Origin of the sequence: Pseudomonas sp. NBRC 111132, assembly GCF_001320565.1 — a bacterium.
In the GTDB taxonomy this organism is placed as follows: domain Bacteria; phylum Pseudomonadota; class Gammaproteobacteria; order Pseudomonadales; family Pseudomonadaceae; genus Aquipseudomonas; species Aquipseudomonas putida_P.
Map to the genome: position 1 here is coordinate 1 of NZ_BCBI01000002.1, position 25,983 is coordinate 25,983.

A 25,983-nucleotide genomic window follows, 5' to 3' on the forward strand; every position below is an offset into this window, starting at 1 on the left:
GGCCCCGATCGCTTGTCTGGCTTGCGCTCGTTCAAGCCAGAACATCCACGCGGCTACGCCGAAATAGACTACCCTTTCAGCCGAAGCCCGCCGTAATGGGCTTTCATCCTGCTATCGTCGCTCTGGCGATTCACACCGGCGGACCAGATTCGGTCCCAAGAGGGTGCACCGATGGCGACCATCGAAACTCAGGCCCTTGAAAAAGGCCTGCAGCAGGTTGAAGCCTGCTGGCAAACGTATACCTCGTCACAGCGACTTGTCGAAGGCCTGAAGGGGAGTGACCTGAGCGCAGCCGTTGACACGGCCAAGCGAGATTTCACAAGGTTTCAGAACCAATGCCAACTTTTCTACGCCGAGGTGCGCAAGCGGGCAGCGGACGCGGACAAGCTGGAAAGCGACATGGCACGGTATCCCCATCACTACCCGTAGACGCCGGATTCGATCCAGCGGCGCATCGGTATTTAGCGTGGCTCAGTATCAAGTCACTGCATTTGGTATCGCTCATCGGAAACGTCGGGAATAGATGCACCCACGCCAGCAAACCCACAGTCGTACAAACACACAGGCCTTTCTGTGTGTGACTTGAGGTAAGCGATCATGGCTAACAATCAAGACAAGGGCGGCAATCAGGGCAATACCAACACCGGTGCGGGCAACAACACCGCGGGTGCTGGCCAACAAGCTGGTCAAGGCTTGGGTGGCGGTAGCCAAACCGGACAAAAACCTGACGACAAGATGAACAGGGAAGGAGACCGCGCTAGTGATACTGGCAGCAAGGGAGGCAGCCCTGAACACCGCGGGACCGACAAGCAGAATGTGACGGATAAAGACCGCATGGGCGGCCAGCAATCGCAAACCGATAAACCGCAGTGGGACAAAGACCGCTAATCGGTGCTCATGCGCACCGGGGTGGGATAACCACTCCGGTGCGAACGGAACGCGTCAGATTGAGCGCTGATTGACGCGGGCAGATAGCTGCTCGGCGCTTTCCTTGCGCTCCGAATAACGATCCACCAGATACGCCTGGCGGTCGCGCAGCAGTAGGGTGAACTTCACCAGTTCTTCCATCACATCAACCACGCGATCGTAATACGGCGAAGGTTTCATGCGCCCGGCGTCATCGAATTCCAGATAGGCCTTGGGTACCGACGACTGGTTGGGGATGGCGAACATGCGCATCCAACGGCCCAGGACGCGTAGCTGGTTGACTACGTTGAACGACTGCGAACCGCCACACACCTGCATCACGGCCAGGGTCTTGCCTTGGGTTGGGCGCACCGCACCCAGCGCCAGGGGGATCCAGTCGATTTGCGCCTTGAACACGGCGGACATCGCCCCATGACGCTCCGGCGAGCACCACACCTGGCCTTCCGACCACAGCACCAGTTCCCGCAGTGCCTGCACCTTGGGGTGCTCCACGGGCGCATCATCAGGCAACGGCAGGCCTGATGGGTCGAACGTGCGGGTTTCGGCTCCGAAGTGCTCCAGTAGGCGCGCGGCTTCCTCCACCAGCAAGCGACTGAAAGAGCGCTCGCGGGTCGAGCCGTACAGCAGCAGGATGCGTGGTTTGTGTTCGCAGGTTCCGGCTGCCGCTGGCGGCAGGTCGAACAGCGTGAGGTCGAGGTTAGGCAGTTGCTCGGACATGTATTCCTCCTGCTCAGAGCGTGCCGATGCGGTCCAGCTCATGCTTGAGCTGCTCGCGGTCGAGGGTGCCGAAAGGCAGAGCGAAGAAGGCCTGGCAACGGTACTCGATGCGGGCCAGAGTGGCGCGGAAAGCCGCGTCGACCGACGCCTCGTCCCCCTTCACATCGGAGGGGTCTTCCAACCCCCAATGCGCCTTCAGTGCAGGGCCGAAATACACCGGGCAGGCTTCGCCGGCAGCCTTGTCGCACACGGTGATGACGATGTCCGGCGGATTATCTTCGAAAGCATCGTTGCCTTTGCTGGTCAGGCCTTTGGTCGAGATGTTGGCGTGCTGAAGTGTGGTCAGGCTGCGGGGTAAAACCTGCCCCTTGGGAAAGCTGCCGGAGCTGACTGCCTCGAAACCGGGCGGCGCCAGGTGGTTGAACAGCGCTTCGCAAAGGATGCTGCGGCAGCTGTTGGCCGTGCACATGAACAGGACTCGCATGGAGGGTTCCTCGGTTTGATGGCGGACGTCAGAGGCTCAGGCGCAGTGCCAGGGCCGAGAGGGTGATCAGCAAAACCGGCAGGGTCAGCAGGAGGCCGACAGCAAAGTAGTAACCCCAGGTGATGCGCATGCCTTTGCGCTCCAGCACATGCAGCCAAAGCAGCGTGGCGAGGCTGCCTATCGGGGTGATTTTCGGACCGAGGTTGCAGCCGATGACGTTGGCGTAGATCATCGCCTCACGTATCAGGCCCTCTGCGCCGCTGGCCTGGATCGACAAGGCGCCGACCAGAACGCTGGGCATGTTGTTCATCACCGAGGACAGCAGCGCCGAAACAAGGCCGGTGCCGATGGCAGCACTCCATAGGCCTTGTTGCGCAAGCCGGTCGAGCAGGTGAGTGAGCATGTCGGTGAGGCCGGCGTTTTTCAGGCCATACACCACCAGATACATCCCGAGCGAGAAGATCACCACCTGCCACGGGGCCTCTCGCAGCACGCGACGCGTTGAAATACGGTGACCGTAAGCAGCGACGGCGAACAGAGCGGCGGCACAGGCTGCGGCCACCGCACTGATCGGGATACCCAGCGGCTCCAAGGCGAACAGGCCTGTAAGCAGTGCCACCAGTACCCACATTCCGACTTTGAAGGTGGCGCGGTCGACAATCGCCTCGCTCGGTTTCTTCAGCGCATCGAGTGCATACCGCCTTGGGATGTCACGGCGGAAAAACAGAAAAAGCACCACCAGGGTGGCTGCCACGCTGGCGATATTCACCGGCACCATTACCGAGGCATATTCGGTGAAACCCAGGCCGAAGTAATCGGCCGAGACGATGTTGACCAGGTTGGAGACCACCAGCGGCAGGCTCGCCGTGTCGGCAATAAAGCCCGCAGCCATGACAAAGGCCAGTGTCGCAGCAGGCGAGAAGCGCAATGCGAGCAGCATCGACATGACGATTGGCGTAAGAATCAGCGCCGCGCCATCGTTGGCAAACAGCGCCGACACGGCGGCGCCGAGCAACACGCTGAAGGCGAACAGGCGATAGCCGCTGCCGTTTGCCCAGCGCGCAACATGCAGCGCGGCCCATTCGAAGAAGCCGGCTTCATCGAGCAGCAGGCTGATGATGATGACGGCGATGAAGGTGGCGGTAGCGTTCCAGACAATGGCCCACACGGTGGGGATATCGTGCAGGGAAACCGCCCCAGCCAGCAAGGCAATGACGGCACCCAGCGCGGCACTCCAGCCGACGCCAAGCCTCTTTGGCTGCCAGATGACGAGGGTGAGGGTGAGGACGAAGACAGCAATGGCGACCAGCATGAACATCTCGCTTGGTGAGGATCAGCAGCAGGCGGAATCACGAACGGGGCGCCCGTCCATGTTCTTCAAGCGAAGGGAATTGTCTGCCAGCCACTGCGAATTGGCCTGCAGGGTGACCTGCAACATTTCAAGTACCCAGGCGGGCAACTGTGGATTCAGGCGGTAATACACCCACTGGCCCTGGCGGCGATCCAGCAACATGCCGTTGCTGCGCAGTTGCGCCAGGTGGCGACTGATCTTGGGTTGGCTGTCGTCCAGCGCGCACATCAGTTCGCAGACGCACAACTCCCCCAGACTGGCGATCAGCAGGGTGGCACGAGCGCGAGTCTCGTCTGACAGGCTTTTGAAAACTTCAGGTGGAGTGATCATGGCAGCACCAGACATATGGAAAAGCGAATATACGTTTATCCATATGTTTGGTGCAAGCGCAGCTTGGCTGAAGCTCAGGCGAGGGTCACCCACTGGCGCAGGATAACCTGCGCCGGTCGGTCACTTTGCAGCGGATATCAGGTTTTCCTGGCTCTGCTGCTCGACCGTTCGCTGGATCTCCCGCGCCAAGGTCTTCACATCATGCTGCTCGATTTCCTTGGGCATCACTTCAAAGCCAACCGAGTTGTACAACCGCCCCCAGGCGGCCTGTGCATCGGAGTAGGCCGCCTCGCGCTGGTAGCGTGACAGCAGCAGGCGGCCTTCGGCGCGGATCAGTTCCAGCTCGCTACCCAATGCGGCGCTGCGCGAGGAACGGGCGTAGTCCAGCAGGCTTTGATCGACGCGCAGGCTTTCGTCGGCGAAGTCCACTTCCTGGCGGGCCAGCTGGTAGCGCAGCAGGCCCACGCGGACCTGGGTGAGGATGGCCATGGACAACGCCGTGCGGCGCATGTCGTCGGTCTTTTCCTGGCTTTTTTCCGCAGCGGTGATGTCGGGGTATTGCAGCAGGCGCAGCAGGTTCAGCGAGACATTGATGCCGGTCTGGTTCCAGTCGCTGTTGTACAGGTACTTGTTGGAGTCGTACTCGTAGCCGTAGTTGAAGCTCACGTTGGGCCACAACTGGGCCTTGGCGATCTTCAGGTCGTTCATACTCACGCGCTTGCGGTACCACTCTTCCATGATTTCCGGGCGGCGCTCCAACGACAGGCGTTCGAGTTTTTCCATGTTGCCGTTGAGCAGTGGCAGCGGCTGCTCGTTGGTGTCGGCCAGCACCATGCGGGTGTTCGGCGGCAGCGACATCAGCGCGGCCAGTTCGGCGCGGGCGAACTCCAGGTCCTGGCGGCGCACGGTGAGCATGTACACCGAGTCGAGCAGGGCGCGTTGGTAGGCGAGGATGTCCTGGCGCGGCAGCAGGCCACGGCCCTCGGCTTCACGGGCAGAGGTCAGGGCACGGTGGGTACGCATCAGCAGGCCGTCCACTTCCGGCAGCAGGCGTTGCGCACCGAGGGCACGCCAATAGGCGTTGCGCACGTCCTGCAGGACGTTTTGCGCCACCTTTTCCCGGCGTTCCTCGGCCATCAGCATCTGGTCGTTCTTTTGCTGGGTGCGGAAGTAGGCAACACCGAAGTCCAGCAGGCTCCATGACAGGCCGAGGCTGTAAAGCGTGCGGTAGCGCTCCTCGGAGGTGGATGGGCGCAAGCTGACCTGGCGGTCTTCGATGCCGATCGAGGTGCCGCCGGAATCGTTGTTGCGCCCGGCGTAGCCGGCGGAGGCGACCAGGCGCGGCAGCATCTCGTGGCTGGAAACATCGCGCAGGTCCGAGGCCAGGGCGCTCTCCAGCAGTTTCAGGCGATAGTCGAGGTTGTATTTCAGGGCCCGCGCCGACGCTTCGTAGAAGGTAATCGGCCCGTTGACCGGTTCCTGTTCCTTGTACATGCGCGCCTGGTCCTCGATGACCCGCTGACGCATTTCGTCTTCACTGTAGGGCTTGGGCTCGAAGGCCGAGCAGGCGCCGAGCAGCAGGCCGAGGGCTGTGACGGTGCTCAGGCTTTTCAATGTCGATACGGGCATAGGCTGTCCTTGTTCAATCCGTGATGAGACATCGGCGTCATGGTGCGTTGCTACCGCGACGCTGCGCGGCTTCGCGCAATTGTGCGCGGAAGCCGTTCGCCGGCTGCGCGCGTTGTTCAGGCGCCATGTCACGAGGCAGAGGTGCCCACAGTGACGGGTCTGGCAACAGGCCATCGGCACTCAGGCTGATGACGCCCTGGCGGCCGTCGACCCAGTCCTTGTCCTCCTCGCTGGCCAACCGGCTGGCGGCCACTGCCTTGGCGACGAACTGGCCGTTGACCAGGCCAAGCTGGGCGCCGAGGGACTGGCTTTCGATTTCGGGTGTGGCGAACAATTGAACGTTGCTGCCATCGGCTCCCCAGGCCGACAGGGTCAGGGACTGGTTGATCTGTTCCACCACCGGCGTGACGTAGATCGCTGGCGTAACCTCCGGCAGCGGCAAGCCGCCCAACCTTTCCTGGCTGTCGCGGTCCAGGTACGGCCCCGGTGGAATGTAAGGCGTGGAAATATCCAGGGTGATGGTCAGCTGGGCCTGGTCGGTTGCACCGGCCAGGTCGCTGACGGTGTAGGTGAAATAGTCCTGGAGCACTTGCCCCAGGCCCGCCGCCGCCAGCACCTCGCGGTTGCTCAGGTCGATGGTGTAGGTGTAGCTGCCGTCGGCATTGAGCACCAGGGTGCCGTAGCGGCCGGCGATGGGTTGGCCAATGACACCGGCAGTGCCACTGGCGCCTTCCTGGCCGCTGCGGATACCCGTGACGGTCAGGCTATCGCCGCCGTCCACGTCGCTGTCGTTGGGCAGCACGTTACCGCTGGTGTGCGGCGCTGGTACCTGGTCACTGGCAGTGTTGCTGTCATCGCGGGCCACCGGGTTGTCGTTGGCCCCCTGGACGGTCACGCTCAGACGTGCCTCGGAGGTGGCGCCAGCGGTATCGCGCATGCGGTAGGTGAACACTTCGCGTAATGTTTCGTTCGCACTGCGCATGGCCTGCACGATGGGGTTGGTGTTGTCGACCAGGTATTGGTAACTGCCGTCAGCACTGATCAGCAGGGTGCCATACAGGCCTTGCAGCAGCTGGCCTGCGCTGGCGGTCTGGCCGTTTTCGGCGCTGTACTGCAGCACGGTCTTGCTCTCACCGTACTGCACGCCGTCCACGTCGGTGTCGTTGTCCAGCACGTTGCCGCGCGGGTCTACCCCCGCGCCGGTATTGTTCACACCGCCGGCTTCCACGGCGATGGCGGTGTCATCGTGGGCTACCGGGACGTCGTTGCGGCCGTCGATGGTAATGCTCAGCAGGCCGTTGGCGGTGCCGCCCCAGAGGTCGGTGAGCAGGTAGGTGAAGTTGTCCACCAGGGTTTGGCCGCTGACACGCAGTGCCTGCACCGTCGCCAGGCTGTTGTCGAGCACGTAGCTCCAGCTGCCGTCGGCGTTCAGGGTCAGGTCGCCGTACTGGCCGCGCAACGTTTGCCCGACTGCGGTGGGGCTGCCTGGCAATGGCCCGTCGCCGCTCCAGAACGCCAGCACTTCGAGGGTTTCCGGCACGATGATGTTGATGGTGTCGGGGTCGCTGTCGTTTTCCATCACGTTGCCGGACGGGTTGCTGCCGGGGATGGCGTTGTCCAGGCCGCCGGCTTCGATGGCCAGGCCCTGGTCAGGGTTGGCCACCGGTGGCTGGTTTTCACCGCGGATGAGCACGAAGAGGGTCGCGGTGTCGCTCAGGCCGCCGCCGTCGGTGACCTGGTAGGTGTAGCGCTGGATGACGAAGCCCAACGGGCCGAGTGCGATGATGTCCGGGTCGCTGGAGTTGACCACGAAGCGGTAACTGCCGTCGGCATTGAGGGTCAGGGTGCCGTAGTTGGTGGTGACGGTGGCGCTGCCGGTCAGCGGGTCGAGCGTCGGGTTGCTGCTTTCCTCGCCCACACCCACGGCGGTGACGGTCTTGCTGTCATTGGCATCCACGTCAGTGTCGTTGTTCAGCACATTGCCGGTGGGGTTGCGCCCGCCATTGCCATCGTCATCGGTGGCCACCGCGTACGCCAGGTCATCATGGGCCACGGGGGTGTCGTAGCGCCCTTCGATGGTGATGGTGATTTGTGCCTGGGAGCTGGCACCTTCGGTGTCGTGCATGCGGTAGCTGAAGGTTTCAACCAGGCTTTCGCCGGCCTTGAGAGCCTGTACGGCCGCCAGGCTGTCGTTGACGGTGTAGACGTAATTGCCGTTGGCATCGATGCTCAAAGTGCCGTAGCTACCGGCGACCTGCGTGGCGCCCGCGCCAACCTGGACGAACGTACCGCCGGCGGCGAGGGTGCCCAGGTAAACACCATCCAGCGTCTTGCTGTCACCGGCGTCCACATCAAGGTCATTGCCCAGGGCATTGCCGCTGCCGGCCTGGCCTGGCGTGCCGTTGTTCACGCCACCGGCTTCGACGGCGATGGCGCTGTCATTGGCGGCGATCGGCGTGTCATTGCGACCGTGAATGACCACGGTAAAGGTGGCGGTGACGGTCTTGCCGTTACCATCGCTGACGCTGTACTGGAATACCTCGGTGAGCCGGTCGGCATCGGTACGCAGGGCCTGCACGGCGCTGTTGGCGTTGTCTACCACGTAGCGGTAGTTGCCCTGGCTATCCAGGACCAGGCTGCCGTAGTTGCCCGCCAGTGGTTGCCCGAGAATGCCTGTCACCCCCGTTGGGCTGAGCACGCCGCTGATGCTCAGGGTATCGCCGTCGGGGTCGCTGTAGGCAGCACTGATGTTGCCGCTGGGATCGACGCCGGCGATGGCGTTGTTCAGGCCGCCGGCTTCGATGGCGTCGATGCTGACGGCGTTGACCACGGGTGGGTCGTTGACCCCGGTGACGGTGATCACCAGCTGCGCCTGGTCCGTCAGCCCGCCGCTGTCGTGGATCTGGTAGGTAAAGATCACGTCGAGGCTTTGCCCGGCCGCCAAGGCACGTATGGCAGGGTCGGCACTGTTGACGATGAAGGTGTAGGTGCCGTCCTGGTTGAGGATGAGCTGACCGAAGTTGCCGCTGATCAGGCTGTTGTCGGCCAGCCGGGCCACGCTGCCGTCGATGGCTGCGGGGCTGCCGGCGCCGACCGGGGTGAGTGCACCCCCGGTGCTTTCCAGGCCACTGCGCACACCGTCGACCTTGAGCTGGGTGGCGGTCGGCTGGTCAAGGTTGTCGACGTCGGTGTCTGCGCCCACGCCACCGTTGCCGGTGATCACGTTGCCACTGGCATTGACCGGTGCTGGGCTGCCATCGCTGGCACCGGCGGTGGCGGTGCCATGGTCGTCCACGGCCACCGGCGCGTCATTGGCACCCTGGATGGTGATAACCAGCACGCTGATGGAACTGAGGCCATCAGTATCGGCCATCTGGTAGCTGAACTGTTCGACCAGGGTCTGGCCGGGGGACAGCGCCTGGACGGCAGCGTTGTTGTTGTCGACCACGTAGCGGTAACTGCCGTCGGTGTTGAGGGTCAGGGTGCCAAAATTGGCCACCATGGTGGTCGACCCACCGCTGGGCAGGGGGATGATGCGCCCGCCGCCCGGGCCGTCGAAACGTAGGGTGGTGACATGCTTGGTTTCGCCCAGCGCTGGGGAGTCCACGTCAGTGTCGTTGTCCAGCACGTTGCCGACTGCGTCCTGGCCCGGTGTGCTGTTGTTGGTGCCCCCGGCTTCGATGGCAGTGGCGACGTCGCCGTGGGCGATCGGCGTGTCGTTGGCACCGTGGATGTTGATCTGCAGCACCGCGCTGCTGCCCAGGCCGCCGGTGTCGACGATGTCGTAGCTGAAGAACTCGCTGATGAACTGGCCAGCGGTGCGCAGCGCCTGCACAGCGGGGTTGTCGTTGTCGACAATGTACTGGAAGCCCCCATTGGGCCGCATGACCAAGGTGCCGTAGAGGCCCTGCAAGACTGTGACGAGATTGTCGCCCACCGCCACACCCCCTGGCGTGAGGTTGTTGGCAATGCGGGTGACGGTAAGCACGTCGCCGTTGGTCTGGATATCGACGTCGGTGTCATTGAGCAGCACGTTGCCGGTCGGGTTCACGCCCGGGTCGCCGTTGTTGAAACCGCCGGCCTCCACCGCGATCGCCAGGTCGGCGTTGGCGATGGGCGCGTCGTTGACCGGGGTGATGATGATGTTCATCACGTCGGTGTCGGTCAGGGCATCGACCGGGTTTTGCCCAGGAATACCGTCGCCGTTGAGCGGGTGGTCGCCGTAGTTGCCCTGGTCGTTGGTGACCATGGTCAGGGTTTCGGCGGTGCGTGCGGTGTTGAAGTCCTGGTCGCCTTTGTAATAAAGCTGCGCGAGCAGTGCGTTCAACTCGGCCAGGGTGCCAGTCAGTACCAGGCTGCGTCCGGCACCGGCCGGTGGTGTGGCATTGGCTGCCGGTGGGGTGGCGCTTTGCCAGAGCACCCCGTGGAGTACCGACAGGGTAATGGTCATGACCCCGTCGGCATTGCCAGCATTCACGTCCACGTCGCTGATGGCCAGCCCCGTGAGGTGCAGCACCGTGTCTTCCAGCCCCTGTTGGTCGGCCACGGTGTTGACCGGGGCTTCGTTCAGGTGCACGTAGCCGGCATCGGCGGTGCCAGTCGAGCCTTCGCCCAAGGCCAGGTTGATGCCGCCAAGCCCGCTCGCGGCAGTGCCGGTATCGCTGTCGATGCGTAACCGGAAGTTGTTGTTCGCCGCTGCTTGATGGTCTTGCGCCACGGCCACCAGGTAGCTGCCCGAGGGCAATAGGGCGAACTGGTACAAACCGCCATTGGCGGTAACGGTGGTGAAGGTGCGATCGTCAGCGGTGCCGAACTGGCCGTCGTCTCCGGCCCAGGTCAGGGTCACGTCGATGCCGTCCAGGCCTGGGCCATCGGGGGTGACGCTGTCGGTGGCGCTGCGGGTGTCGTCCCATAGCGTGCCTTGGATCACGCCCATGCCAGCCCCTTCGCTGAGCACGTAGTTGTTCAGGCCGTTGGCACCGTCCTGGCCGTTGCGCTCACCGGTGGCGCCACCGGCGATGGCGGGCAGCGAGCCGCCCCAGCCGTTGTTCTCGAAGTCGGTGGGCAGGCTGGTCCAGGTCAGTACCGCAGAACTGGCAGCATTGTCGGCGATGGTGACGTTGGGCAGGGTGACCGTGTAGATCACCTGCACGGTGTCGCCTGGCGCCAGGCGATCGAAGTCCAGTGAAATCCCCGTACCGTCGCTGAAGCTGACGCCTGCCGGCAGGTTGGCCAGGTCCAGGGCCGCGCCGTTTAGCAGAATGCTTTGTACCTGGTAGTTGCTGCCGTTGGGGAACTGGTCGGCCAGGTGAGTGTTGTAGGCGGGCACGTCACCGTTCTGGGTGAAGCTTACCGAAACCGTGGCGTTGGTGGTGCCGTTGCCTGGGCTGACGTCGATGACCGATTTGTCCAGGTTGACGAAGCTGGGCTCGACCACCCGCTCGAACAGGGTGTCGCTCTTGCCCCTGTCCACGCCGCCGTTGAGGCCGACGTGTTCGTGGGCCGACACGCCCAGGTTGGCACCGGCCTGGTTGCTGGCCACGTTGCTGACGCGCACGTTGAATTCCAGCACCACGCCTTCGACATCGGGGTCGTTGATTTCGTTGTTGATCAGGTTGCCCAGGCTGAACGTGACGGTCTGGCTGCCATCTGCATGGGTGGTAATGACCAGCCGCCCATTGTTGATGTCGAACACCCCGGTCGGTACGGCGCCGGACAGATCTGGGTTGATGCCTTGCGCCACATCGCTGAGCTCGTTGCCCGGCATGCTCAAGGTGCCGCTGCTGATCAGGTTGGTGGCATCGGTGGTCAGCCCGGTAGGGGTGTTGGACAGGAAGGCGATGAGGATGTTGTTGAGGCTGGCGGGAATGAACTCCAGGCCTGCGGCGAGTTCGATGCGGATCTGGTAGTCAGGGTTGTCGCCGGTGGGCACCAGCACAGCCACGCGATAGCGCACGATTTCACCGACCACCACAGTCTCGGAAACACCGCTGGTGTCGGTCACGCCGCTGCTGTTGGTGGCGGGGGGCGTGTCGGTGACGCCGCCTACCCGAGAGATGCGCACGCCGTTGCTGACCTGGAAGGTGAGCAACGATGCCAGTCGGTAATCGTTCAGGCTGCCGCCATTGAGCAGGCCATCTTCGCCACTGCGTTCGCCATTGACGGTGTCGATCGCATTGCTGCTGCCGTCAAGGCTGGTCCAGCGCACCTCCACGGCGTTGGCAAAGGCCGCTTCACCGGCTGCCGTGGCGTTCACGGTGCCGGTCAGTTGCAGCACGATGCGACCGCCGTTGGCGATGTCGATATTGGCCCCGCTGACGCTGATCAGTTGGCCACCCTGGATGATGAAGTCCGCGCCGCCATTGTTGGTCGCACCACCGCTGTAGGTAATGCCGGTAATGCTGACGCCAGAGAGTTCGGTGGGCAGGCCGTCGAGCAGGCTGATATCGAAGGCGTTGGTACCCGAAGTGTTGGTGATGACGATCTCGAAGGTGACCACGTCGCCGTCTTCGTAACCTCCGAACACCGGCGTAGAGGTGATCTGTTGCGTCACCGTCAGCGTCGGCTCGACGATGGTGACGCTCGGTTGCTGTGCGCTGACCACGTTGCGCTCTACCGGCGTGGCGCCATTGGGGGTATCGCCGTCGGGGTCGCTGTATACCAGTTGCGCCCCGTTGTTCAGCGTGGTGCCTTGCTGGTTGCCAGTCACGTTGCTGGCCACCAGTACCAGGCGGATGACGAAGCTGTTGTTGCCGGTTACGTTGTCGGCGTTGGCACCGGCACTGCTGAACACCAGTTGCAGGTCGGCACCGTCACTGCCGTCCGGCGTGAGCGGGTTGATACTGACGCTGCCATTGAAGTCTGCGGTCAGCGCCGCGCTGCCGGCCACCGTGGTAATCAGCTGGTAGCCGAGGTTGCCATTGAAGCGTGGGTCCAGGCGCAGGCCGGGCGGGATCAGGTCGTTGAGGCGCAGGTTGCTGGTCACGCCTTCGGGCAAGGTGATGACGATGTCGTAGGTCATGCTTTCGCCGACCACCAGGTTGCTGCCGGTGGTGTGCGCGGCACTGGAATCATCGTCGCTGAGGCTGCCGTTCTGGTAGGTTTTGCTGATGCCAGGGGCGGCGACCTGCTGGTTGGCGACTTCCACCAGGTCGGTTGGGGTGAAGTCCTGGCCGCCATTGACGCTGGCGTAGTTGGTCAGCGCTGCGCTGCTTTGCAGGGTGCTGGAGGCGAGGATCGCGTCGTTGACAGTGACGTCGTAGGTGATGACCACCACGTTGGCACCGGACAAGTCGCTGGCGGTGCCTGCACGGCCAGCCAGGAGGGTGGCCTGGCCATTGGCGTCGAGGAACGTGATGGTGCTGCCGTTGACGCTGTAGTCGGTGCCGGCCACCAGCAAGGTGCCGTCGCCACGGTAGATTTGCAGGTTGGCCGCCGCCAGGCTGCCACCGACAAAGGCAAGCCCGGTGGGCAGGGTGATGCTGGTGCTGACATCGTAGGCACCGCCGCCACCGGTGTTCTTGAGGGCGGTGGCCAGGCGCAGGGTGTCGGCGCCGTCGATGCCACTGACGTTGCCGTCCACCGCCGCCAGGCTGGTGACGCTGCCGCCGAACGGCACGCCGCTGGTGCCGGGTGCGTTCCAGCTGCCCGTGGTGCCGGTGACCGTGCCGTTGCTGCTGGAGACAACCCCGTGCTTGATGTCCAGCACCGGTTCGGCCACCGACTCGATCACCGCCACGTCCGAGGAGACGAGCACGGTTTTGTCCACCGTGGTGGTCTGGCTCGATTGCGCCAGCACGTCGAGTTCACGCTGGTCGGCGAACGGCTGGTCGCCGACCACCATGGTGAAGCGCACTTGCACCGTGCCGCCATTGAGGCCGCCGGAGGCGTAGTTGCCGAAGTCGAAGACGATGGAGTTTCCGGGGCCGGTGGTGACGCTGTCCGGCACGTCCAGAATGGTGTTGCCGCTGCCGATGCTCCATTGCCCGACACCGGTGCCGAAGCTCCAGCTGATGCCGCTGGCATCCAGCAATGGCAGCGGCAGGTAGGCGGTAAGCTTGAAATTCTCGTAGTCGGCTATCAGCAAGTCGTAGCTGATGGTGAAGGTCACCACATCGCCTGGGCGCAGCTCACCGTTGGCGGGCGGGTTACCGCCGTTGACCTGGGTGAGCTCGATATCGACGTTGGAGGTTTCGATGGTGCTGAGGGTGCTGGAACCATCCGTCTGGGTGCCGCCGATGTTCAACGCATCGCGCAGCACAGTAGCGGCCACGATGGCATTGTTGCCCACGCTGTCGCCTTCGTTGAGTTGGTCGTGGGGCGGGTGGTCGGTGGTGTAGGTGGTGTCGACAGTAGCGTCATAGACGATGCGCAGGCCGGTAGCGCCGTTCTGTTCGGTATCGTCGTAGAGGTCACCGAACAAGGCCGCCACGCCGGGGCCGGCGATTGCCTGGCGAATGGATTCGGCAATGTCGAACACCAAAGTGGTGCTGCCGTCGGCGTTCACCGTCTGGGTAAAGACCAGGGCGATGCTCAACGACGTGCCGTTGCCCTGCAGCAGCAGGGTGGGTGGGTTGGCTGAGCTGAACGTCAAACCGTCGCCAAGCTGGTCGGTGACGGTGAACTGGCCTTGCTCGAGGATGTTTTCGCCGAAGGCGAAGAAGTCGGAAATGGCCACGTCCATGGTGTAGCGCAGGGTATCGCCGGGGGTGAGGCCGACGCTGCCGACGTCGTTCTGCAGGTCGACTTGCTTGAGCAAGGTGATCGACTTGGCGACGAAGGTCACGCCCTGGCCATTGCCGGTTTCACTGAACGGGTAGCCGTCCGGGTCCAGCGGGCGGTCGCGCGGGTCGAGTGGGTTCCAGCCGCCTGTGACGCTGGCGGTCCCGAAATTGATGGTGACCGGGTTGCCGGTAGTCGGGTCGAGCACTGGGCGGCCATTGGCGTCGATTTCCGGCACATAGAAGCTGACCTGGGTTTCGCTGGCGGCGCTCAGGCTGTCGTAGTGAATGGCATAGCTGGCCACGAAAGCGTTGGGGTTGGCCAACGCTGCTGCGATCAGTGCGGGGTCGGTCAGCACCGTGCCGTCGTGCAGGGTGACCGACGTCAGTGTGCCACCGGGGCCTGGGGTGATGGCGCTGACATGGACCTGATCGGGCACCGTCTGGGTCACGGTGACGTTGGTCAGGGTCTGGCCGGGGGCCGGGGTCACGGTGACCGTCTGGGTGCGGGTGTAGTTGGGGCCGGTGACGGTTTCGCCTTCGGGCATGTTGACCGTTTGCGTGACCTTGAGCAGGGTGGGGGTGATGATGAAGCTGTGCAGCGAGGCTTCGACCAGGCTTGGGTCCTGAACCGGGTTGTTCAGCGAGTCGTTGCCGTACTCGAAACCGGCCCTGGCATTGATGGTGAGGTTGGGCGCGCCATCGGAGTAACTGGTATCGGCCAGGTTGCTCAACAGCCCGGTTACCTGGATGTCGATGCTGGGCTGGCCATTGGTCACGCTGGCGTAAGGCAGTTGCAGCACCACCATCTGGTCACCGGGCTTCATGCCGACACTGGCGGCATTGATTACCAGTGCATTGCCACTGGCATCCTTGGCCAGCGGGTGGCTGGCATTGCCGTTGGCATCGAAGGTGATCACGAAGCTGTTCACCGCCTGTCCCAGATAGGTAGCGGACACGAATGTGGCGCCATCGTTGCCGTCACGGCCAGTGGCGGGCATGAACAGGTCGAGATAAGGGGCGTAGCCTTCCTGGGTCGAGGGGTTGGTGAAGCTGACGGTAAAGGTGAATTGTTCGCCCAGCTGCACTTCGGCGCCACCGCTGCCAAGGCTTGCGGTGGGGCTGGCATCGGCCAGCAGGCCCTGGAAGCTGGTCAGCGTGGAGGCGGCCAGGGCGATGGTCTTGTCCACGTCGCCGCTGCGCACTTCCAGGCGCCAGTCGCCACCGGCCAATTGGCTGCCGGTGGCATTGTTCGAGGCGCCGACATCGGCGCCGGTCCAGCGCGCCAGTTCGTCAACCAGCGCCTGGCCGCTGCTGCCGGCGCCGACGTCGCAGCCGTACAGCTGGATGTCGGCCCCGGCATTGAGTTCGCCGCGCCATGCGCTGAGGCGCTCGCCCAGTTGCTCGACGGATTGCTGGGTGAACACCTGGTTGCCCAGGGTGAACTGGCCAGCGGCGCCGTGGGAGAACACCTGAATGGAATCGACCTTGCCCAGTTGCGCCAGGGTATTGCTGATGGCCGCGATGGCGTCCTGGCCTGCGTCCACGACCAGTGCGGTGGTGCCGGCCGGCAGGTTGGCGACGAGCTGGTCGCGGTTTTCCACGCGGGCGTCGACCACCACCAGGTTGCGCGGCTGGGCGGCGGGTGCGGCGGTGGTTTGCGCTTCACTGGCGGTGGGGGCGGGGTGGCTGGTGTCCTTGGCCTCGGCGTGACCGGGGTCGCTGTGCTGCTGGTCGACAGCGGCAGCGGCTGCACCGTCGAACAGAATCCGTTGTTCGAGGGCCAGGGTTTGTGACCGGGGGCGCAAGGTAGCGCCGATACCGGCTCTGTTCTTCATGTCCATGATGAATACCTGCTCGCAGAAACGTCACCAGAATCGGGATCTCAGCAAGCGTAGTCGCTTCCCATTCTGGTGCAAGCATGGCCGGTGCGGTCGTTCAGAAGCCGCTTTCGCGCAACACTACCGATGCCAGCCAGGTGCCCAGTTCCCCTAGTACGCTGCGCCGCTGCCCTTCGATCTTCAGCCTGCCACGCATCTCGTGCAGGCTTGCAGGAGGCTCGTCCAGTGCGATCAGTACTTGGAACATGGCGTTGTTGGGCACCAGCGGTTGCGAGCCGGTTGGTACCGGCCCGCCGAAGTGCGAAGACAGCATGCGGTGGGCCAGCTGGCTGGCGCGCGTGCTGCCGATGGCCAGGACCTTGCCGCGCAAAGCGCTGGCCTGCCCCTCGGGATAGAACAGTACGGGGTTGCCGACGGCCAGGTGGTGAACCTGGTCCTGCGCCACATAGGCATCGATCTGCCAACGGCTGGGGTCGATCAGGATGCCCAGGGGCTCCTGGCGACTAACCCACTGGCCGGGGCGCAAGTCCTGGTCGTGGTCCAACCAGGTGCCTGCGAACGGCGCTTGCAGGTTAAGCCGGGCGATTTCGTTGCGTGCGGCACGCGCCTCTTCGTTTTGCACACTCAGGCGTTGCTGGGTGGCCGCGTCCACGCTCAGCCCGGCCGGGTCGGCCAGCAGGCCGGACAGGCGTGCCTGATAACTGCGGGCGGTGGCTTCGCTGCTGCGCAGGCGTGAGTCCAGGTCGGGTTCGTCGAGCACTGCCAGCACTTCGCCGGCCTTGACCGGGCCCTGTTCACGCAGGGTTTGCAGGCGCGCTGGGTAGGGCGTGTAGACCCGCAGTTGATGCTCGGCGCGGGCCACCCCTACGGCATCCACCTGGCTGTGCCAAGGGATCGCCAGCGCCAGCACGGCCAACCCCAGGCCCAGGTAGAACAGTTGCTTGCGCCGCCCCGGGATGCGTGTACGTTGCTGCCACCAATGGTTCAGCTCGCGCTTCACCGGCAAGGCAATGAACCAGGCGATTTCAACCATGAACAGAACGATCCCCAGCAATTTGAAGAAGAACAGGTACACCGCCACGGCGATACCCAGAAACAGCACCAGGCGGTACAACCAGGTGGCGAAGGCGAATGCCACCAGCAACCGACGTTGCCCGACAGGGAACGGCTCTGGCCACGCTTCCTGCAGCCCCAACAGGTTGCGCCGCAGGGCAACCCGTGCCAACGCGGAAGCGCGTTCGTGCAGGTTGGGAAAGTCGAGCAGGTCGCTGAGGATGAAATAGCCGTCGAAGCGCATGAACGGGCTGGCGTTGAGCGCCAGTGACAACACCCAGCTGGTGGTCGCCAGGTACAGCAGGGCATTGCGCAGCGGGCCGTCGTCACATAGCGCCCAGCCCAAGGTTGCAAGGCCCGCCAGGGACAGTTCGGTGGCGATGCCTGCCGAGGCGATCGCCAGTCGCTGGCGGGGACGTTTGAGCTTCCAGCTTTCGCCGGTATCGGTGTACAGCATGGGCCACAGCACGAGAAAGGCCACGCCCATGTGCCCGACCCGCAACCCCAGGCGTGTGGCCACCAATGCATGGCCCAGCTCATGCAAGGTCTTGGCGACGATCAGCGCCAGGGCGAAGCTCAACAGCCCTTCGCTGGAGAACGACTCCACCACCGCATGGGTGAAGCTGTCCCACTGTTGCATCACCAGGATGATGCCCAGCAAGCTCAGCGCGACCACCGACAGGCCGGTCAGTGGGTGGAACAGCCAGCCCAGGGCTTTGGCCAAATGCTGCAGCGCCACTTGCGGGCGCAGCAGCGGGATGCGAAAGAACAGGTAGTGGTGCAGCCACCAGCGCCAGCTTGACCAGGTGCGCGCTTCGCTCTGCGCCTGCAGCCGGCCCAGTTGCTCGCTGCCGGGGCGCAGCAAGTGGTGTTGTTCGAGAAACGCACGCAGCTCCAGCACCTGTTCCACATCCGGGTTCAGTGCGCTGTCGCGTGACACTTGGGCGCTGATCTGGCGGGGCGACTGGCCCCAGCGCAGCAGGCATTCGAATTCCAGCCAACCGATGCGGTAGAAGCGGTTGATGACCGTGTCGTGGATCATCCAGGCAGGCTCGCCGTCGCGGTTGTCGGCCGCTTCGCACAGGCGCAGGTCTTCGCGCAGCGGCGGCAATGGCAGGTCGGCGGGATCGAGCATCACCAGCCGCTCCAAGCCCGCAGGCTGGCCAACGGTCGGCGCAGCAGGTAATAGCCGAGTATCACCCGTTCGCCGTAGAGCTTGGCTGTGCCATGCAGGCCAAGGCGGGCATGCGCGGCATGCTCGTCGATGCTGGCCAGCAGGCGGTAGGCCACTACGCCATCGTCGGCAGGCCTGGCCTGGTAGCTGGTTTCAAGGACTTTGCCCTTGAGCGGGCTGAGCGGGTAGGCGGTGAGGAACAGGGTGACTTCTGCACCCGGCTCCAGGGCGATGGCATCGGCCACGGCGAGTTGAATCTGCATCGCCGGTTGCGCAGGGTCGGCGACTTGCATGATCCGTTCGCCGGTCGAGACAGGTTTGCCGAGCCAGTCGTTGGGGTCACTGAATACCACCACGCCGGCCCGTGGTGCCAGCACCTGGGTACGCTTGAGCTGCGCCTGTACGGCAGCAAGCTCCGCGCGCCGCTGCTGGGCCCGGCCTTGCAGCAAGGTCAGTTCGCCCTTGCTTTGCGGGTTGTCGAAGGCGCGCTGGCTGGCGGCCACAAGCTCGGCATCGGCCACTGCAACTTCTTTGCCGAGCACATCGGCGCGGCTTCGCAGGGTGGTTTCGTCCAGGGCGAACAAGGGTGTACCGGCCTCGACCGGTTGGTTGGGGCGTACCTGTACCTGGTTGATCACCCCATCGATCGGTGAAGTGACGATCTGCGCCTGGCGCGAAACGATTTGCGCCGGCGCCAGTGCAGTCTGGCGCACGGGCACCAGCAGCAGGGCGCCGAACAGCAGCGCGACCAGCAGCACCTGGCGGCGGCTCGGGCGCCAGCGGCCGAGGCGCTGGCGGCGGGTCAGGGCGCTCCAGCAGTAAGCCCAGGTACGGGTCAGACCGTCCAGGTGCTGGTACAGCGCAGCGGGCGGGGCTTCTTCGAGCAACAGCACCAGCACGCCCAGGCGTTCACCTTCTTGCGTATGCAGCGGCACGCAGAGCAGGCCAGACGGCCACCATTCCGACCAGCCTTCGGCAATGTCTGGCGGGGGCGTGGCCGTGGTCTGGGTCAGCCACGCAGGTGTTCGATCGGTCAACTGCTCAGCCAGCCAGCGGCTGGAGCGCTTGAGCCAGACCAGGTAGGGCGAGTCTTCGCTGGGGCGCGCCAGGCCCGATACGCACAGCAGCTCGAGCGCCCCCTTGGCCTGCCTGAATACCAGCGCTTGGTGAAACGGCAGTAGCGGGTAAAGGTCGTTGGCCATACTGAAGGCAAGGGCATTCAACGACTCGGCGGCCATGGCCTTGTCGCGCAAGGCGTCCAGTTGCAGCAACAGCTGCGGGTGGGGCAATGGCTGGTTCATGGTCATGGCGCGAACCGCGCCGTGCCGCTCATGCCCGCCATCAACTCAGGGAACGGCTGGTCGAAGCGTGCTTCCAGTTCTACGGTCTGAGCCACCGCGTCGACCCTGGCGTTGATCACACTGACTTTCGCCGGGTAGGTCTTGCCGGTTTCATGCACCTGCACTTGCAGCGCTTGGCCGGGGCTGAGTGTCTTCAGTTGGCTGGAGGGCACATTCAAGCGCACTTTCAAGGCGCCATCACTGACCAGGTCGAACAGTGGCGTGCCAGCGCTGACCGTCTGGTAAGGCTTGACGTAGACCTTGGCGACATGGCCGGAGAACGGCGCTTGTACCTGGCAGTAACTCATCTGTGCCTCGCCCATGGCCCGCGCCCCGTCGGCTTTCTGCACTTCGGTGTTGGCGGCGGCCACTTCGATATCGCCCACGGCATCCAGCTTGCGCAGCTGCTTCTTGGCCTCCAGGTTCTGCCGGGCCATGGCCAGTTCGGCCACCGCCACCTTGCCCCGTGCCTGGGCTTCGCTGCAGTTGAAGCGGGCCAGGGTCGCGCCCTTGGCCACCCGTTCACCGAAGCTGGTTTTCAATTCGCCCAGCGTGCCGTTCATCTGGCTGGACAGGGTGGTTTCCAGCTCGGCGGCGAGCAGTACACGGATCGGCTGTGTGCCCTCGGCCGGTATCTCCTGTTCGGCATAGGCACAAAGGCTGGTCAGGGCCAGCAGCATGGGCAGGCAATGACGGGCAACGACGGGTATGGGCATTCTCGGTTCCTTGTCGAGAGGCGTCGGGACACGCAACAACAATGCTGCAACGCCTTCATACTAGAAAGGAAACCGATTTTTGCCCAATTGCCTCCAACGTTTTTGCAGGGCGCAGCCGATCAGCACAGGGTACGCAGCGGCAAACCGGCTGGCAGGTTCAAGCAAGGTGAGTCAACACACGATCAGAAGCCTTCCAGAACGATCTTGCCACGTGCTTTTCCACTCTCGATCATGGCGTGGGCACGTTTGAGGTGCTCGGCGCTGATCGTGCCGTAGTGCTCGCCGAGGGTCGTCTTCAGCACGCCCTCATCGACCAGCTGCGAAACGCGCTCGAGCAGTTGATGCTGCTTGATCATGTCCTCGGTCTTGTACAGCGAGCGCGTGAACATCAGCTCCCAGTGCAGGGACAGCGACTTGCGCTTGAGCGGCACCACATCCAGTTGCGCCGGGTCGTCGATCAGTGCCAGCTTGCCTTGTGGGCGAAGCACTTCGATCAGCTGGGTGAGGTAGGTGTCGGTGTGCGTCAGGCTGATCACATGGTCGACCGGGTCAAGCTTGAGCGTTTCCAGTTGCAGGGGGATCGATTCGGTGTGGTCGATGACATGATGAGCCCCCAGTGCTTTGACCCACGCTTGGGTTTCAGGCCTTGAAGCGGTGCCGATGACGGTCACCTGGGTGAGCTTGCTGGCGAGCTGCACCAGGATCGAGCCAACCCCGCCAGCGGCACCGATCACCAAAAGGCTTTGGCCCTGGCCGCCGTTTTCTTCAACGCCCAGGCGGTCGAACAGCAGCTCCCAGGCGGTAATGGAGGTCAGGGGCAGGGCAGCGGCACTGGCGTTGTCCAGGCTGCGGGGCTTGTGCCCGACGATACGCTCGTCCACCACATGGAATTCGCTGTAGCTGCCAGGGCGGTCGATGGCGCCGGCATAGAAAACTTCGTCGCCGGGCCGGAACAACGTTACTTCTGGGCCGACTTCGCGGACAACGCCGACCGCATCCCAGCCGAGGACCTGTGGTTGCTCTCCACCACGGCTTGCACGGATCTTGGTATCGACCGGGTTGACGGCGATGGCCCTGACTTCAACCAGAAGGTCTCGGGCGCCAGGTTTCGGTGTGGGCAGTTGTGTGTCGTACAGCGACTGTGGGTCCTGGATCGGCAACCCAGGCTGGGTGTAAACGACGGCCTTCATTGGCGCTACCTCATTGGGGATTGGAAAGTGGGTTCAGGCTATGCGTTTTGATTGAGTCGATAAACAGCTTGAATAGCGCAAGACTTTCTCTCTTGAAATGAAAGTTGCATGAAGCGCTGGCGGCAAGGTCCCAGCGCTCCACGCCAGCCCTTACTCAACGCTGTAACGCGGCGCCAACTGGTTGCTGGACAGCAAGCCGAACAGGGCCTGTCGGCCAGCTTCGTACTGGTCGAAGGCTTGCAGGTCGTGCAGTGATGGAAGGGAGATCAGCACGCCGTTGTCGAAGTCCTGCAGCGCGCCGTCCACCAGGTCCTGGGCCGACATCACGATGGCGGGGTCGAGGTTTTCGACCGGCAAGCCGCCGATTTGCCAGAAATCAGTGGCGGTGGCCCCAGGCAGTACCGCCTGTACCTTCACACCCTTGCCCGCCAGTTCCTTGTTCAACGCTTGGGTAAAGGCGGTGACATAGGCCTTGCTGCCGCCGTAGACGCCGTTGAGCAGCTCTGGCGCCAGGCTGACGACGGACGAGATGTTGATGACCGCACCTTGCCCGCGAGCGACAAAACCAGGTACAGCCGCATAGGTCAGGCGGGTGAGGGCGGTAACGTTGAGGGTGATCATTTCGGCCATGCGCTCGACATCGCTGTCCAGCAGGCTGGTATGGGTGCCGATGCCGGCATTGTTTATCAGCACGCTGATGCTGGCGTCTTCGCGCAACTTGCGTTCGACCTTGGCCAGGTCATCGGCATTGGCCAGGTCTGCCGGGAGCACTTCCACGTTCTGTCGGGTTTCGCTGGTGAGCCGGCCGGCCAATGCGTTCAGGCGCTCCCGGTTGCGTGCCACCAGCACCAGGTCATAGCCGCGGCGTGCCAGCCGCTCTGCGTAAATCGAACCGATGCCGGTGGAGGCGCCTGTGATGAGCGCGGTGCCTTTGAATACCTGTGTCATGGTGATACTCCGTTGTTTGGGTATGTGTGGCCATGATGCAGAAGGCGCTGATTGTCTTAAACGACGTATATGGTAGTGTTTCAGGACATTGCGCAGAGGGCTTCCACCATGCACCGGGTCGGCTATTTGATCACCGAAGGCTTCCAGATCATGTCACTGGCCACGCAAACCGTGTTCGAGCTCGCCAACATCGTCGTGGGCAGCGCGGTTTACCGGATCGAGAATTTTTCCATCGAAGGCGGCATGGTGCGCTCCTCGCTGGGGATGCATATCGACACGCTACCCATGGCCGCCCCGGGCCTGGCGGACACCTGGATGGTCACTGGCACGTTGACGCCCTGGACGCCGCCCGGTGCAGAGGTACTGGCCTGCGTGCGGGGCTTCGTCGATGCTGCGCGGCGCACAGCAGGGCTTTGCACCGGCTGTTTCGTGCTGGCGCAGGCAGGCGTGCTGGATGGGCGACGCGCAACGACCCACTGGGCCTATGCGCCCAAGCTGCGTGAATTGCACCCCAAGATCGATGTCGAGGAAGACCGGATTTTCATCGTCGATGGAAACATATGGACGTCTGCCGGCATGACCGCCGCCCTGGACATGGCGTTGGGCATGGTGGAAAAGGACCTGGGCGCCGAGATGGCCAGGTCGGTTGCGCACAAGATGGTCATGCACCAACGCCGTTCCGGCGGGCAGTCCCAGCACTCCGAACTGTTGTCGCTTGCGCCCAAGTCGGACCGTATCCAGAGCGCGCTGGACTACGCACGCAAACACCTAAGCCGCCCATTGAGCGTGGAGGAGCTTGCCGAAGTGGTGCACCTGAGCCCGCGCCAATTCACCCGTGTGTTCACCGCCGAGACCGGGCAGTCACCGGCCAAGGCCATCGAGAGCCTGCGCCTGGAGGCTGCCCGGCTGATGATCGAGCAGAGTCGGCACAGCCTGGATGTGGTGGCCAAGGAGGCTGGCTTCAGGGACCGTCGCCATATGCGCGAGGTGTTCATCCGTGGGTTTGGTGTACCCCCTCAAGCCGTGCGAAGAGATGCTCGGCAGGTGCCGGCCCTCTGACAGGGAAGGCCACCTCAACGCAGCCCCAGTCGGCGATCGAGCGACAGGGCACCCGCTCCACGCCCGATCAGCAGCAGCAACAGGCCGGCCCAGGACAAATGGGTCGGCCAGGCATCGGGGTAGACGAACACCTCGATCACTGTGGTCATACCCAGCAGCGCGAACGCCGAAAGCCGTGTGAACAGGCCGAGCACCAGCAGCAGCGGGAACAGGTGTTCAGCGTAGGTGGCCAGGTGGGCTGCCAGCCAGGGCGATACCAGCGGCAGGGCGAACTCGCCTTGGAACAAGTCGTATGTAGAGGGAGTGATGGTCAGCAAGCCCTCGACTTTGGTGCGGCCAGAGAGAAAGAAGATCGAGGCGATGGCAACGCGCGCCACCAGGCACAGCAGGGTGTCGCTCAACAGCGGCTGCACCCGGTCGGCAAGGTGGTTCCAGCGCTGGCGCAGGCCATTGCCGGGGTGGGAGAGGTGAGTGGTGTCCATGACGCCTCCTTCAGGCGAATGACAGGGGACGAAAGACCTGTGCCGCCAGCAAGCGGCTGAGTAGCTGTGTGAAGTCCAGGTCGGGCTGGGCCGACAGTGCGGCCTGTGAGGCTTGTTCCAGGGGCAGGCCTTGGGCGCAGGCATCCAGGAAGGCGCAGCCGCCGACTTCCAGTGTTTGTTTGGCGACACCTTCTGCCGTGCCGCTCAACAGCGCGCCCTCTGCGATCCAGGGCTGCTCTGGCGGCCAGGCCAGGCCCTCGCGGCTGTAGTGCCACAGGGTGAAAACCGGGTGCTGTGCGAACCAGTGCCAACGCACGCTGCTTCGTGGTACCAGGCAGCTGTTTGCCAGGTCTGCGGCGGTCATCCCAGCCAGGTCGGTCAATACAAGGCAGGGCTCCAGGGGCGCTGCAAATGCTTCGCACCAGGCAAAATCCAGGCGGGCGACATCGGCCAGGTAAGGCATGTCGTAGTGGCGCTGCAGCGGTTCGAGAAAGTCGGCGAAGGCCGCGCCATAGTGGATCAGCCGTGGGTCGTCTGGCGGCATTCGTTGTGCGTAGGCCGCGGCGACCTCCTGCATCCAGGCCTGGCCGACCAGCGCTTCGACGCTGGGGAAGTTGCCGCGCAGGGCTTCGACAGCACCTGCCAGCACGCTGTTGCGGTACACCGAGAATGCAGCTTGGCCCGCCAGTGCGGCCAGTTGGGGGGCAGGGCGGTGATACAGCGCGTCGATGAAAGCGTCCTGAAACTGGCCAAGGGAAAGTGTCATGGTCGTGTACCTGCCTGATCGAGCAGCGCCTGGGCGGCGTCACGCTCTGCCAGCAACTCATCGAACGCAGGCAGGTTGCCGTCGCGCTCGACCAACGTCGGGCGGGGGCCGATACGGGCGATCAACTGCTGATACAAGGCCCAGACTGGCGCGGTAATGGCGGCGTCATGAGAGTCGATCAGCAGGCTGCCCTCGGAGTCGTGGCTGTGGCCGGCCAGGTGTATTTCGCTGATGGCCGCAGCCGGAAAACGTTCAAGGTACGCTGCCGCGCTGAACCCGAGGTTGTGGGCACTGACGTATACATTGTTGACATCCAGCAACAGGCTGCAGCCAGTGCGACGCACCAGTTCGTTGAGAAAGCCGATTTCATCCCAGTCATGCCCCTCCAGTCGCAGGTAGTGGCTGGGGTTCTCCAGGGCGATGCAACGCCCCAGGGCATCCTGGGTGCGCGAGATGTTGTCGCTGATGCGGGCCAGGGCCTCGTTGCTGCGGGGGAAGGGCAGCAGGTCGGGGTGGTACAGCCCGCGCCAGGTCGACCAGGCCAGGTGCTCCGACACCAGCGTCGGCTGCACCTCATCGACCAGCGCCCGCAGGCGTTGCAGGTGTGCCGCATCCGGTGCGGCGTCCGCCGCCAGCGATAGCGCGACACCGTGCAGCGACAGCGGGTGGCGCTCGGCGAAGCGTTGCAGCCAAGCCCTGCGCGGGCCGCCGACCATGTAGTTCTCCGGGTGCACTTCGAACCACAGCCCACTGGCCTGGCACGGCAGGGCGTCGGTGTAGTGCTCGGCCTTCAGCCCGAGCCCGGCGCCCAGAGGCGCGATGCTATTCATGGTCGGCGGCCTGCGCTCAGGACTTGATCGGGGTCAGCGAGCCCATGCCGCTGGGTGTCTTGATGGACGTGCAGGTGCCTGCGGGCACGTTTTTCCAGTGCATGCCGTCGTAGTCCTTCTTGGCACTGCCGGCACAGGTGGTGCCGGCACCAGCCTTGCAGTCGTTCTTGCCGGCCATGGCGACGCCGTAGCATTTCTCCATGGCAGCGCCAGCGCTGGTGGTGTTGGCCGGGTCAGCGGCCAGCGCAGCACCGGCCAGCGAAGCCAGGGCGAGGGCGGCGGTGGCGAGGGCGAGGGTTTTCATGATGCGGTCTCCGGAAGATGGGGCCGCGGCGTTGTACCGGCGGCTCATGGAGTAGTTCGCCCGCTGGGCCGAACCGGTTACAGCACCTTGAAAAAAAAGTGCGGCCGCGTGACAGTCGCCTA

General features: G+C 63.8%; 18 protein-coding genes. 3 read left to right on the forward strand and 15 right to left on the reverse strand.

Annotated elements, in window-relative coordinates; genetic code table 11:
- Nucleotides 1-171 precede the first annotated feature (171 nt).
- Both APH35_RS01190 and APH35_RS01195 read left to right on the forward strand, forming a co-directional pair.
- Nucleotides 172-429, forward strand: a complete 258-nt coding sequence (locus tag APH35_RS01190; RefSeq protein WP_012272704.1) for a hypothetical protein — start codon at nucleotides 172-174, stop codon at nucleotides 427-429.
- Nucleotides 430-597: 168 nt separating this feature from the next.
- Complete coding sequence (locus APH35_RS01195; protein ID WP_060514064.1) at nucleotides 598-888, forward strand: hypothetical protein; 291 nt, start codon at nucleotides 598-600, stop codon at nucleotides 886-888.
- Between the two features lie 54 nt (nucleotides 889-942).
- Here APH35_RS01195 and arsH read toward each other — a convergent pair whose 3' ends face one another.
- The 11 genes from arsH to APH35_RS01250 all read right to left on the reverse strand — a co-directional run bounded on the left by arsH (nucleotide 943) and on the right by APH35_RS01250 (nucleotide 22,420).
- Complete coding sequence (gene arsH, locus APH35_RS01200; protein ID WP_060514065.1) at nucleotides 943-1,644, reverse strand: arsenical resistance protein ArsH; 702 nt, start codon at nucleotides 1,642-1,644, stop codon at nucleotides 943-945.
- A gap of 13 nt (nucleotides 1,645-1,657) precedes the next feature.
- A complete protein-coding gene (locus tag APH35_RS01205; protein ID WP_060514066.1) occupies nucleotides 1,658-2,128 on the reverse strand; it encodes an arsenate reductase ArsC in 471 nt (156 codons plus the stop codon).
- 28 nt (nucleotides 2,129-2,156) lie between these two features.
- A complete protein-coding gene (locus tag APH35_RS01210) occupies nucleotides 2,157-3,440 on the reverse strand; it encodes an arsenic transporter (protein WP_060514067.1) in 1,284 nt (427 codons plus the stop codon).
- A gap of 21 nt (nucleotides 3,441-3,461) precedes the next feature.
- The gene (locus APH35_RS01215; protein WP_012272699.1) at nucleotides 3,462-3,809 is read right to left on the reverse strand and encodes a metalloregulator ArsR/SmtB family transcription factor; all 348 of its coding nucleotides are present in this window, start codon (nucleotides 3,807-3,809) and stop codon (nucleotides 3,462-3,464) included.
- Nucleotides 3,810-3,929: 120 nt separating this feature from the next.
- Complete coding sequence (locus tag APH35_RS01220) at nucleotides 3,930-5,438, reverse strand: TolC family protein (RefSeq protein WP_012272698.1); 1,509 nt, start codon at nucleotides 5,436-5,438, stop codon at nucleotides 3,930-3,932.
- A gap of 37 nt (nucleotides 5,439-5,475) precedes the next feature.
- Nucleotides 5,476-16,002 carry a VCBS domain-containing protein gene (locus tag APH35_RS01225; RefSeq protein ID WP_060514068.1) on the reverse strand — a complete coding sequence of 3,509 codons (10,527 nt, stop codon included), beginning with the start codon at nucleotides 16,000-16,002 and terminating at the stop codon, nucleotides 5,476-5,478.
- A gap of 94 nt (nucleotides 16,003-16,096) precedes the next feature.
- Nucleotides 16,097-18,187: an HlyD family efflux transporter periplasmic adaptor subunit gene (locus APH35_RS01230; protein ID WP_060492486.1), complete on the reverse strand. Its 2,091-nt coding sequence runs from the start codon at nucleotides 18,185-18,187 to the stop codon at nucleotides 16,097-16,099.
- Nucleotides 18,187-19,533: an efflux RND transporter periplasmic adaptor subunit gene (locus tag APH35_RS01235; protein WP_177335343.1), complete on the reverse strand. Its 1,347-nt coding sequence runs from the start codon at nucleotides 19,531-19,533 to the stop codon at nucleotides 18,187-18,189. Before APH35_RS01235 ends, APH35_RS01230 begins: the two co-directional genes overlap by 1 nt.
- Entirely contained in the window at nucleotides 19,530-20,282 is a 753-nt protein-coding gene (locus tag APH35_RS01240) for an efflux RND transporter periplasmic adaptor subunit (RefSeq protein WP_012272694.1), read from the reverse strand. The genes APH35_RS01235 and APH35_RS01240 overlap by 4 nt, the downstream gene beginning before the upstream one ends.
- A 182-nt stretch (nucleotides 20,283-20,464) precedes the next feature.
- A complete protein-coding gene (locus tag APH35_RS01245) occupies nucleotides 20,465-21,472 on the reverse strand; it encodes a zinc-binding alcohol dehydrogenase family protein (RefSeq protein ID WP_060514070.1) in 1,008 nt (335 codons plus the stop codon).
- A gap of 150 nt (nucleotides 21,473-21,622) precedes the next feature.
- Nucleotides 21,623-22,420 carry an SDR family NAD(P)-dependent oxidoreductase gene (locus tag APH35_RS01250; protein ID WP_060514071.1) on the reverse strand — a complete coding sequence of 266 codons (798 nt, stop codon included), beginning with the start codon at nucleotides 22,418-22,420 and terminating at the stop codon, nucleotides 21,623-21,625.
- 108 nt (nucleotides 22,421-22,528) lie between these two features.
- On the opposite strand from APH35_RS01250, the gene APH35_RS01255 reads away from it, so the two are divergent.
- Nucleotides 22,529-23,479 (forward strand): GlxA family transcriptional regulator, encoded by a 951-nt coding sequence (locus APH35_RS01255; RefSeq protein WP_060514124.1) that lies wholly within the window; start codon nucleotides 22,529-22,531, stop codon nucleotides 23,477-23,479.
- 14 nt (nucleotides 23,480-23,493) lie between these two features.
- On the opposite strand, the gene APH35_RS01260 is transcribed toward APH35_RS01255, so the two are convergent.
- Genes APH35_RS01260 through APH35_RS01275 form a run of 4 tightly spaced genes read right to left on the reverse strand, consistent with a single transcriptional unit; the run spans nucleotide 23,494 to nucleotide 25,861 of the window.
- Nucleotides 23,494-23,961, reverse strand: a complete 468-nt coding sequence (locus APH35_RS01260) for a DoxX family protein (RefSeq protein ID WP_012272690.1) — start codon at nucleotides 23,959-23,961, stop codon at nucleotides 23,494-23,496.
- Nucleotides 23,962-23,971: 10 nt separating this feature from the next.
- Nucleotides 23,972-24,727 (reverse strand): HvfC/BufC N-terminal domain-containing protein, encoded by a 756-nt coding sequence (locus APH35_RS01265; protein WP_060514072.1) that lies wholly within the window; start codon nucleotides 24,725-24,727, stop codon nucleotides 23,972-23,974.
- A complete protein-coding gene (bufB, locus tag APH35_RS01270; protein WP_060514073.1) occupies nucleotides 24,724-25,557 on the reverse strand; it encodes an MNIO family bufferin maturase in 834 nt (277 codons plus the stop codon). Before bufB ends, APH35_RS01265 begins: the two co-directional genes overlap by 4 nt.
- A 16-nt stretch (nucleotides 25,558-25,573) precedes the next feature.
- Nucleotides 25,574-25,861: a BufA1 family periplasmic bufferin-type metallophore gene (locus tag APH35_RS01275; protein ID WP_012272687.1), complete on the reverse strand. Its 288-nt coding sequence runs from the start codon at nucleotides 25,859-25,861 to the stop codon at nucleotides 25,574-25,576.
- Between the last annotated feature and the right edge of the window lie 122 nt (nucleotides 25,862-25,983).